This window comes from Corallococcus sicarius (assembly GCF_003611735.1).
Lineage (GTDB): Bacteria > Myxococcota > Myxococcia > Myxococcales > Myxococcaceae > Corallococcus > Corallococcus sicarius.
In genome coordinates this window covers 1-10064 of sequence record NZ_RAWG01000334.1, presented here as the reverse complement: position 1 = coordinate 10064, position 10064 = coordinate 1, and the positions used below count along the sequence as shown (strand labels likewise).

Annotated in this window: 6 protein-coding genes and 1 pseudogene; 2 read left to right on the top strand and 5 right to left on the bottom strand. The window is 72.1% G+C overall.

The annotated features are described in order from the left end of the window. Positions 1 to 334 (bottom strand): annotated as a pseudogene (locus D7X12_RS34535) (DUF1565 domain-containing protein); the annotation flags it as partial. A 324-nt stretch (positions 335 to 658) separates the two neighbouring features. On the opposite strand from D7X12_RS34535, the gene D7X12_RS34530 reads away from it, so the two are divergent. Then, entirely contained in the window at positions 659 to 928 is a 270-nt protein-coding gene (locus D7X12_RS34530) for an HU family DNA-binding protein (RefSeq protein ID WP_120535979.1), read from the top strand. Between the two features lie 21 nt (positions 929 to 949). Here the strand turns inward: D7X12_RS34530 and D7X12_RS34525 are convergent, their stop codons facing one another. Further along, positions 950 to 1972 (bottom strand): M23 family metallopeptidase, encoded by a 1023-nt coding sequence (locus D7X12_RS34525; protein ID WP_120629467.1) that lies wholly within the window; start codon positions 1970 to 1972, stop codon positions 950 to 952. A gap of 257 nt (positions 1973 to 2229) precedes the next feature. After that, on the bottom strand, positions 2230 to 3255 hold the full coding sequence (gene ltaE / locus D7X12_RS34520) for a low-specificity L-threonine aldolase (protein ID WP_120629466.1): 1026 nt from the start codon (positions 3253 to 3255) through the stop codon (positions 2230 to 2232). Between ltaE and nth the strand changes: the two genes are divergently transcribed. After that, on the top strand, positions 3254 to 4000 hold the full coding sequence (gene nth / locus D7X12_RS34515) for an endonuclease III (protein WP_120629468.1): 747 nt from the start codon (positions 3254 to 3256) through the stop codon (positions 3998 to 4000). The genes ltaE and nth overlap by 2 nt on opposite strands. Here nth and def read toward each other — a convergent pair. Then, positions 3997 to 4524, bottom strand: a complete 528-nt coding sequence (gene def / locus D7X12_RS34510) for a peptide deformylase (RefSeq protein ID WP_120629465.1) — start codon at positions 4522 to 4524, stop codon at positions 3997 to 3999. The genes nth and def overlap by 4 nt on opposite strands. A 52-nt stretch (positions 4525 to 4576) precedes the next feature. Then, positions 4577 to 9421, bottom strand: coding sequence for a response regulator receiver protein (locus tag D7X12_RS43160; protein WP_439329411.1), 4845 nt, complete (start codon positions 9419 to 9421; stop codon positions 4577 to 4579). Positions 9422 to 10064 lie beyond the last annotated feature (643 nt).

Sequence of the window (10064 nt, the reverse complement as noted above, 5' to 3'; positions counted from 1 at the left end):
ACAGGGCCTCCAGGGAGGCCTCGCCCCGGGTCTCCACCACCCCTGCCCCGGCGCCGCTCGCGACGGTCAGCACCGTCGTGGGGCCGGCGCCCACGAGCCTTGTCCCCTCGGGCAGCAGGAAGGGGCCCTCATAGCGGCCGGAGGCCAGGTGCACGAGCTGCGGACCGGGGCGGGCCAGGGCCTCGGCCAGGGAACGGAGGGGGCGCTCGCGGGTGCCGTCCCCTCCTGGGGCCGCCCCGTCCACCCAGAGTTCGCCCTGCCGGGCCGGCCTCAGTGGGGGCCGCGCGCAGGTGCACAGCAGGATCAGGAACCAGGGCAGCAGTCGGGATGGCACGCGGGCAGGCACTCTAGCCCCTCGACGGTGCCTTGCTGGAACTGGATCAGGACCCGTTGCTAAGTGATCGATCTTCCAAAGACTTTCATCCGCAATCGATCATCAAGCGATCACCCCCGCTTTCCTGCGCGGAGGGGGTGTGCCGGTGTATCAAAAGATGCGATCCTCCCTCTCTGTACCGGGTGTATTTCACGATGCCCAGTTTTCATCCCGAGGCCGAATTTCCGGCCCCGGAGCGGGTGGCGCATTGACAGTCGAAACCTCGATTTGTTACCTCCGCCATCCGCTCGTTCAACGCCAGACAACGCAAGAGGGAGGGGTGTCATGACCAAGGCAGAGCTCGTGGAGGTGGTGGCTGCGCAGTCGAGGCTCACGAAGAAGTCGGCCGCCCAGATCCTCGACATCGTCTTCAACAACATCGGCAAGGCGGTGAAGAAGGACACGCGCTTCAGCTACCCGGGGTTCGGCACCTGGTCGCTGCGCTCGCGCAAGGCGCGGAAGATCCGCAACCCGCAGACCAACGAGATGATGAAGCTCAAGGCGTCGAAGACGGTCGGTTTCCGGCCGGCCAAGGAGCTGAAGAACTCGCTGTAGCCGTCAGCAGGACCGTCCCCCTCAGGGGCGCGAACCCGCGGTCGGGTGGCGCCCCTGGGACGTGAGGGCGGGGGATTCCGGCAGTTGATGGGCCACGGGCCGGGCGTGTGCGGGCGCCTCGGGGGAAGCCTCGGGAGCGACGAGCGCCTCCAGCGGGTCCAGGGAATTGCCGTCGTGCCAGAGCTCGAAGTGGACGTGGACACCGGTCGCGAGGCCCGTGTCCCCCGCGAGCCCCACCGCGTCTCCGCGCGCCATCACCTCGCCGGTCGTCACCAGCACCTGGGACAGGTGGCTGTAGCGCGTGACCCACTGGCCGGCGTGCAGGACCTCCACCTGCTGGCCGTGGTCGCCGTTCCAGCCCGCGCGCAGGACCACGCCCTTCTCCGCGACGGCGACGACCTGGCCCCGGCGGGCCGCGAGGTCCACGCCCAGGTGGCGGCGCAGCTGGCCGGTGATGGGGTGCCAGCGCTCGCCGTAGAGGCTGGTGATGGTCACGGGCTCCACGGGCCAGGCGAGGCGCGGCGGGCCGGAGGGTTCAGGTGGCAGCTCCCAGCGGCGCAGCGTGGAGGCGCGCACGATGAGGCGGCCCACGCGCAGCACCACGGCCTCCGCGAGGGGACCGGGCATGTCGCCGTAGAGGCGCGCGTCCTGCTCCAGCTCGGCCTCCAGCACGCCCCGGGCCCGCGTCAGGTCCCGCGTGTCCGTGCGCTCCACCGGCCGGGACAGGAAGGCGTCCAGCGCCGCGTTCATCGCCTCCCAGTTGCGCGCCTGTTCGGCGGGCATGACGCTGCCGCGCTGCACCTTCTCGCGGTAGGCGCGGGCCTTCTCCGTGAAGGAGGCGAGCGCGGCGTCGAGTTCCGGGGAGCGCTCCGGGGCCAGCGGACCCGCGGCGCGCTCTGGCTCGTGGGGGAGGAACGGCGCGGAGTCGTTGAAGGAGCCGCTGTCGCCCGAGGTCGCGTACAGCTCCTCAAAGCTCATCTTCTCCGCGCGCGGCGTAGCGCAGGCAGAGAGGGCCAGCAGGGCGAGGACGGCGGGTCGGCGCACGGCGCGGCGAGCCTACCACGCACCGGCCCACGCACCTGTTTCGGGCGGATCCTCCGTACCCGTGGGGCGGACAGGTGCGTCCCGTGCGCACCTGTTCGCTCCGTGGGGTGTCAGGGCCGTCCCGGGGCACGGGTGCGAGGGAGGTGCCGCCTGGGTCGGCTGGTGCTGGAACCCCAGGGCTCCAGCGTCCCGGCACGGGCCACGAGGAGGCCCCCGTGCGCCGGGAGACGGGACGCCCTGCCGTCCCTGCCCGGACGTCAGGCGGCGATGGCCTTGCGGATCCGCGCCAGCGCGTCGTCGATGTCCGCCGTGGACACGTCCAGGTGGCACACGAGGCGGATGGAATGCGGGCCCGTGGCGTTGGCCAGGACGCCCTGCTTCAGGAGCAGCCCGGACACCTCCGCCGCCGGGCGCGCCAGGTTCGCGAACACCATGTTCGTCTCCACCCGCTCCAGGTCCACCGTCACGCCCGGCACCTGGGCCAGCCCCTGCGCCAGACGGCGCGCGTTGGCGTGGTCCTCGGCCAGCCGCTCCACGTGGTGATCCAACGCGTACAGCGCCGCCGCCGCGAGGATGCCTGCCTGCCGCATGCCTCCGCCCAGCCGCTTGCGCAGGCGCCGCGCCTCGCGGATGACGTCCGCCCTTCCCGCGAGCGCCGAGCCCACCGGCGCCCCCAGCCCCTTCGAGAAGCACACCGCCGTCGAGTCCGTCAGCGAGGCCCACGCCTTCGCCGGCTGCCCCGCCGCCACCTCCGCGTTGAACAGCCGCGCCCCGTCCAGGTGCACCGCGAGCCCCGCCTTCCGGCCCGCCTCCACCACCGCCTTGAAGCGCTCCACCGGCCACACCGTGCCGCCCCCCCGGTTGTGCGTGTTCTCCAGCGACAGCAGCCGCGTGCGCGGGTTGTGGATGTTGTCCTCGCGCACCGCCGCCGTCACCGTCTGCGGTGTCAGCAGGCCGCGCTCGCCCGGCAGCGGCGCCGGCTGCACGCCCCAGAGCGCCGGCACCGCGCCACCCTCGTAGTGCAGGATGTGGCTGCCCTCCTCCGTGAGCACCTCGTCGCCCGAACGGCAGTGCGCACCGATGGCAATCTGGTTGGCCTGCGTGCCCGACGGGACGAAGACAGCGGCCTCCAGGCCCAGCCGCTCCGCGACCCGTTCCTCCAGCTTGAGCACCGTGGGGTCCTCGCCATAGACGTCGTCGCCCACCTCCGCGTCGGCGATGAGGCGCCGCATGGCGGGCGTGGGCTTCGTCACGGTGTCGGAGCGGAAGTCGATGGGCTTCATGGTTCTCCTCGCTTCAAGAAAGGGGGGCCTGCCCGCGGTGCTTGGGCCGGGCCCTCCCGTGACATACAACGCCCGCGTGGCCCGGCGAGAGACAGTGGCGGAGAAGCGGCAGCGCGCGGTGGCGGTCCTGGACGGTCTGGAGGCGGCCATGCCGGACGCCCGCATCGAGCTGGACTTCCGCACGCCCCTGGAGCTGCTCGTCGCCGTCATCCTGTCCGCGCAGTGCACCGACAAGCGCGTCAACCTGGTGACCCCCGCCCTGTTCGCCCGCTTCCCCGACGCGCAGGCCTATGCGCACGTCGAAGCCGCCGACGTGGAGCCCTTCATCCGCACCTGCGGGCTGTACCGCGCGAAGGCGAAGAACATCGTCGCCACGGCGCGCACGCTCGTCGCGGAGCACGGGGGGCAGGTGCCGCTGGTGCGCGACACGCTGGCGCAGCTGCCCGGGGTGGGCCTCAAGACGGCGGGCGTGGTGTGCATCCACCTGGGCGGCGACGCGGCCTTCCCGGTGGACACGCACGTGAAGCGGCTGGCGTACCGGATGGGCTTCACGACCCACGAGGACCCGGACAAGGTGGAGAAGGACCTGCAGGCGCTCCTGCCCCGGGAGCGGTGGACCCTGGGGCATCAGCTCCTCGTGTGGCACGGACGGCGCACCTGCTTCGCGCGCTCGCCCGCCTGCGTGTCGTGCGTCGTGGCGGCGCGGTGCCCGAAGAAGGGCGTCGCCGCCGCCGCGAAGCCTTAAGCGGACGCCGGAGTACCCTGGTCGCGCGACGCCTTGTGCTTCAGCATCCGCTTGCGGATGAGCCCGCGCTTGAGCGAGGAGACGTGGTCCACGAAGACGGTGCCGTCCAGGTGGTCCGTCTCGTGCTGCACGGCGATGGCCAGGAGGCCGTCACAGCGCAGCGTCTGCTCCTGGCCGTCCTCGTCCAGGTAGCGCACGGTGGCGAAGGCGGCGCGGTCCACGTCCTCGGCCTCGCCGGGGATGGACAGGCAGCCTTCCGTGTAGGTCGTCTCGCCTTCGAGCGCGACGAACTCCGGGTTGATCATCGCCAGGGGCTTGGAGTCCGGCTGCTGCGGGCGGGTGTCGAGGACGATGATGCGCTGGAGCACGCCCACCTGCGGGGCGGCGAGGCCCACGCCTTCAGCGGCGTACATCGTCTCGAACATGTCCTTCACCAGCGCGCGGACCTTGTCGTCCACCTTCGCCACGGGCCGGGCCTTCTGCTTCAGGATGGGGTCGGGCCAGATGAGAATCTCGCGAACCATGGGGGACTCTTAACCCCACCGGCCCGCGACGGGCAACCGTCCCCGCCGGCCATCAGTCGAGCAGATTACGGGCGTACTCGCCCCTCAGCCGGTCGTCGCCCAGCGCCCGGGCGGCCTCCGTCAGCACGGCGCGAATCTGCTGCGCCCGGTGCTGGAGCGCGGGGTCCGGGTGGCCCGCGAAGCGCAGGGGGTGGAACTCGGCGGCCAGGAGCGCGTACGCCCGCTTGACCTCCTCGCTGCCGGCCGAGCGCGCGAGCCCCAGGACGGTGAAGTAGTCCGCCTCCTGGATCTCCTCGAACTTGGCCTCCAACCGGTGCACGTCCAACTCAGGGGGCAGGTCGCCGGAGGCGTCCTCCGACGGCGGGTGCAGCACGATGAGTCCCAGCGTCCGCGCCACGGCGAGCGTCTTGAGCGCCCCATCCTGCGGCAGCCCCGCGCCCAGCAGCAGCGCCTCCAGCGTGCGCTCTCCGTCCACGCCCTGCAGGAGCTGGAGCTCGCGGGCGGAGAGGCCGAAGTCGGCCGGGGCCATGTGCGCGTCGCCTCGGGACACCTGGGCACGCAGGGAGCCGGCCGCGTCCAGCAGGGACTCCGCGGTGAGGGTGTTGCGCAGCCCTTCCGCGAGCAGGTGCAGCGGCGGGCGCGTGGCGGCGGCGAGCGCGACCTCGTGGGGCGCGGGCTCCTGCACCAGCCGGTAGAGCGTGGAGGGTTCGGAGAGCGCGTCCAGGAAGACCTGTTCGGTGTAGCGCTGCACCAGGGGGACGGATTCGGCTTCGCGCACGTAACCGCGACCGCGCAGGGCCTCCAACAGCGTGCCCGTGGTGGCGCTGCGCACCAGCCGCAGCTCGGCTTCCTGACGTGCGTCGATGAGGCCGTCCGCGCGGGCCCGGTCGATGAGGGATTCACCCTGCGCCGAGGACGCGGCTCCCACCAGCGCTCCGTCGCGCAGCCACAGCACGCGCAGCGCGTTCATCACCTTGAGCTCCAGGCGCACTTCCATGCGCGCGTCGCACAGGCGCAGGACGAGGCGCGCGAGCCCCTCCTGGGTGAGGCTGCCGCTGCGGGCCACCGCCATCTCCGGGCGGCCCGGTGATTCGAGCGGCAGGATGGAGGCACGGGCCTGCGCCGCGGCCTCCTCGGCGTCGCGCTGCGCGCGGGCTTCGAGTTGCTCGCGCTCGAGGTCGTTCTGGTGGCGCTGTTCGATGGCGTCGGCTTCCAGCTTCACGCGGGCTTCGCGCTCGCGGGCGAGCTCTTCGCGGAGTTGTTCGAGCTGCGCCTTCAGCGTGTCTCGCGTCTGCGCGAGGGCCGCGGACTCCGCCTGGAGGCGGGCTTCGGTGTCGGTGCGGGCCTGGGCTTCGGCGGCGAGGCGGGCTTCCGCGGCGGCGCGGGCCTGGGACTCGGTTTCGATGCGGGCCTCGAGGTCCGTGCGTGCCCGGATCTCCGACTCCAGGCGGACCTCCAGCACGGTGCGCTGGCGGCCCTCGGTGGTGGCGCGCGCGGTGGATTCGGTGGCCGTCTGTTCGGCGCGGAGGGCACGGGCTTCCGCTTCCGCGCGGGCCTGGGCCTGTTCTTCGGCGCGCTTCTCCGCGTCCTGGCGGGCCTGTTCCGCGCGGCTGGCCGCATCGGTCTGGGCGTGGGCGGACTGCTCGGCACGGGACTCCGCCTGGGCCAGGGCTTGCGCGAGTTCATCCGCGCGGGCCTGGATTTCGGCTTGCGTCCGCGTGAGCTGATCCGCGCGAGTGTTGGCTTCGGTCAGCTCACGCGCGAGGTCCTCGGTGCGGGCCTCTGCGGCGGCGAGCGCTTGCGTGAGCTGTTCAGCGCGGGCCTGTGAGTCGGCCTGGGCTTGCTGGAGCTGTGCGGCGTGGGTCTCTGCTTCGGCCTGTGCCTTTTCGAGCTGCTCAACACGGGCTTCTGCTTCGGTCCGTGCTTGTTCGAGCTGCTCGGCGCGAGCTTCTGCAGCGGTCTGTGCCTTCTCGAGCTGCTCAACGCGGGCTTCTGCAGCGGTCTGGGACTGTTCAAGCTGTTCGGCACGGGCTTCTGCTTCGGCCCGTGCATGCTCTAGCTGCTCGGCGCGGGCTTCTGCTTTGGCCTGTGCTTGCTCAAGCTGTTCGGCGCGGGCCTGCGCTTCGGCCCGGGCTTGCGCGAGTTGTTCCGCGTGGGTCTTGTCCGCGTCCGCCTGGGACTGGGTGAGCTGCTCGGTGCGTGATTCCGCTTCGTCGCGCGCCTGCTCGGCCCGGGCTTCGGCGCGCTCCACGGCTTCCGACAGCTCGGTCACACGGGCTTCGGCCTGGAGCAGCGCTTCGGCGGAACGCTCCGCCTTGGCTTCGGCTTGCTTCAAGGCCCGCGTCAGTTGCTCCGCTCGCGCTTCCGCCTGGAGCAGGGCTTCGGCGGGCTGGGCGGCCTTCGCCTCCGCCCGCTGACGCGCCTGCTTGAGCTGCTCCATCCGGGCGTTGACCTGGCTCAAGGTCTCGGCGAACTGGGCTTCGGTCCGCTTCCGCGTCTCCTCGGACTGTTCCGCGTGGGCGTGGGCCTGGGTCAGGGCTTCGGCGGACTGCGCGGCCCGGGCCTCCGCTTCGACCAGGGCCTCGGCGGATTGCGCGGCGCGGGCTTCGGCCTGCCGGCGGGCCTCCTCGGCCTGCTCCGCACGGGCTTCCGCACTGGCGCGGGCTTCCTCCGCCTGCGTGGCACGGCCTTCCGCATGCCCCAGCGTCTGGACGGACTGCTTTCCCTTGGCTTCGACTTGCAGCAGCACCTGCGCGAGTTGCTGCGCTCGCGCCTCGACCTGCGCCAGCGTCTGGGCGGATTGCTTCGCCTTCGCTTCGGCCTGGGCCAGCGCCTGCGTGGCCTCCTGGGCCCGGGTCTCCGCCTGGGCCAGCGTCTGGGCGGTCTGCTTTCCCTTCGCCTCGGACTGGGCCAGCGACTGGGCCAGTTGGTGCGCTCGCACCTCCACGAGGGACAGCGCCTGCGCGGAGTGCTTCACCTTCGCTTCGGCGCTGGCCCGGGCCTTGGCCTCCGCGTCGGCGCGCGCTTCGGCCTCGGCACGCCGGGCTTCCAGGTCCGACCGGAGCGCGGCCTCCTTGCCGTCGCGGGTCTCTATCTCCTGACGGGCCTCGGCTTCCGTCTCCGCTCGCTGACGCGCTTCCTCGCGGGCCGTGGCTTCGGCTTCGGCGCGGGCTTCCGCCGCGAGCCGCGCTTCGGCTTCCGCTTCCGCACGGGCCTCCGCCGCGAGCCGCGCTTCGGCTTCGGCCTCCAGTCGCGCTTCGACGTCCGTGCGGGCCGCCTGCTCCAGCTCCGCGCGGGCTTCGGCCTCCTCGCGGCCTTGCGCCTCTTGTCGGGCGCGGGCTTCGGCTTCTTCGCGCGCCTGGACCTCCGTGGCGATGCGCTTCTCGAGTTCGACCAACTCGAGCCGTGCCATCTCCGCGAGGGCTTCGGCCTCGCGGCGTGCCCGCTCCTCGGCATCCGCTCGGGACTCCGCGTCCACCCGGCCGCCGGCCTCGGACGCGAGCCGCGCTTCGACCTCCGCCAGCGCTTGCGTCGCCGACACGGCCCGGACTTCCGAGTCCGCATGCGCCGCTGACGCCTGCTTCAGCAGGGACTCCGCGCGGGCGCGAGCGTGGACCTCCGCTTCGGCACGCACCTCCACGGCGCTCCGGGCCACGACCTCCGCGTCCGCTTCGAGCCGCGCATCCTCTCGCGCTCGTGCCTCACTCGCGATGCGGTCCTCCAGCTCGACCCGGAGCGCCTGCTCCGACTCGGCCAGGGACTCCGCGTCCAGCGCACGGGCCTCCGCCTCCTCGATGGCGGCGTACGCCAGGGCGAGTTCCTCGCGCAGCGCTTCCAGCTTCGCGTCCAGCTCCGGATCCGGTGCGTCCGCTTGCGCAGTGGGAACAACTGCTTCCTGGAGCGCGGTGCGCGCCTTGCTCGCCCGGCGAAGACCTCCCGGCACTGGAACCGGTGGACGCGTGGAGGGTCCTTCCCCTCGGGATGCAGAGCCCACGTCCGAGGCACCGGTACGCGATGGAGTGCGGTCCGTCGGCACCGCGTCATCCGACGCTGATGCTCCCTCCCGATGCGCGGCGATGCGGTCCGTCAGCGCCCGTTCACCGGCTCCATGCCTTCCCGCCGGAAGCGACAGGGACGGATCCGCGTCGGAGGCATCGCGGGATTCAGCCCCGGCATCGGCACCTGGGCGAGCGCCGTCCGCACGGAGCGAATCGCGGGATTCCGCACCGGCCTCCACCTCGGACCAATCGCTGTCCTCACGAGCTGCGTCGCGCGATTCCGTCTCAGCATCTACGCCTGGGCGAGCACCACTCGCACGGGCTGCATCGCGGGATTCAGCCCCGGCATCCACGCTCGAACCAGTGCCCTTCGCACGGTTCGCATCGCGGGATTCAGTCCCGGCTTCCACCTCGGACCAATCGCTGTCCGCACGATCCGCCTCGCGCGATTCCGCCTCAGCATCGACGCCTGAGCCATCACCACTCGCACGAGCCTCGTCGCGCGATTCCGTCTCAGCATCTACGCCTGAGCCATCACCACTCGCACGAGCCTCGTCGCGCGATTCCGTCTCAGCATCTACGCCTGAGCCATCACCAAGCGCACGGGCTGCATCGCGGGATTCAGTCCCGGCCTCCGCGCTTGAATCCGTGCCTTCCGCACGGGTCGCATCGCGCGACTCCGGCTCGGCATCCATGTCCGACCGGGCCCTGTTCTCGTTGCGGAAGTCCAGGAGTGAAGCAGTGTGGCTCGTAGAGACCGCCGGATCCGGGGCCTTCACGTCGTCCACGGTCTCGGAATCGAACCAGTCCGCGCCCACCGGCTTCGCGGACGCGTCGGGCTCTCCACCCTCCTCCCGCTCCCGCGCGGTCGCGGAGGCCTTGAGCTCCGCCTCCAACACGTCCCAGTTCGACAGGCCCGCCGCCGCCAGCTCCTCCTCGGTGGGCTCCGAAGCCGCATCGGCCGCGGCCGCCCGCTCTCCCGCCGCCACGTCGTCCGCGACCGACCCGAAGTCCGTCTCGTCCGAAGCCTCCGCGGCCACCGCCCCTGCCGCCGGACCCGCACCCGCACGGCGTGCCTCCAGCTCGGGATCCGGCGCCAGCTCCGTCCAGGCCAGCGGCTCCGTCCCCTCTCGCGCCGGGGCCTTCGCTCCGTCCTCGTCCGAATCGACGTTGAAGAAGTCCTCGTCCCCCAACCGGGGCGCGGGCTTCACCGGCTTCAATCCCGGCGGGGTGAGGTGCTCCTCCCGGAACGCGAGCCTCCCCGTAGGCAGCCCTTCTTCCCCGTCCGTCTCCCGCGACAGTCGCTCCGCGTCCGCGCGCAGCTCCGCGTCGAAGTCCTCCGTGACCGCCAGCGGGTCGTCCACCGGCGGCGCGTCAACGCGAGGCACCAGCTCGTTCGGGAAGGGGAAGCGCAGCGTCGAGCGCTCCTGCAGCGCCCTCGCCTCGGGCACCGGAGGAAACGCCGCCGGGGCCGGCTCCTCGTCCCACTCGCGCCCGATGTCCGCGTCCGGATCCTCCTCCCCCCACGCCTGCCCCGAGTCC

Bases quoted from the DNA above. Each gene is read 5' to 3' on its own strand.
- def (WP_120629465.1), bottom strand. From the start codon at position 4,524: ATGGTTCGCGAGATTCTCATCTGGCCCGACCCCATCCTGAAGCAGAAG.
- ltaE (WP_120629466.1), bottom strand. From the start codon at position 3,255: ATGAAGCCCATCGACTTCCGCTCCGACACCGTGACGAAGCCCACGCCC.
- nth (WP_120629468.1), top strand. From the start codon at position 3,254: ATGGTTCTCCTCGCTTCAAGAAAGGGGGGCCTGCCCGCGGTGCTTGGG.
- D7X12_RS34530 (WP_120535979.1), top strand. From the start codon at position 659: ATGACCAAGGCAGAGCTCGTGGAGGTGGTGGCTGCGCAGTCGAGGCTC.